The organism is Humidesulfovibrio sp. (assembly GCF_031082295.1).
Classification (GTDB): Bacteria; Desulfobacterota; Desulfovibrionia; order Desulfovibrionales; family Desulfovibrionaceae; genus Humidesulfovibrio.
Genome location: NZ_JAVHLD010000073.1, coordinates 512 through 804, shown reverse-complemented (window position 1 = coordinate 804; position 293 = coordinate 512). Strand labels below are relative to the sequence as shown.

The 293-nt window shown below is 62.5% G+C and carries 1 pseudogene; it reads left to right on the top strand.

What is annotated here, in order from left to right:
• Positions 1 to 61: 61 nt before the first annotated feature.
• Positions 62 to 293: pseudogene (locus tag RDU24_RS15925) on the top strand (magnesium chelatase ATPase subunit I); the annotation flags it as partial.

The following is a 293-nucleotide window of genomic DNA, read 5'->3' as shown; positions in this document are numbered from 1 at the left end:
GCCGGAGATCGAGGTGGTGGCCGATTGTACATACGGCTGTGATCCGGATGACACCGCTACCATGTGCGCGCAGTGCCGGGAGCGCCTGGCATCAGGTGAGGAACTGCTCCGGGCGCGGCGCAAGATGCGGGTGGTGGACCTACCCGTATCGGCTACCGAAGACCGGGTAGTGGGTACCCTGGACATTGAACAGGCCATCAAGAAAGGGGAAAGGCACTTCGAGCCCGGGGTGCTGGCCCAGGCCAACCGGGGCATTCTCTACGTCGACGAGGTAAACCTTTTGGACGACCACA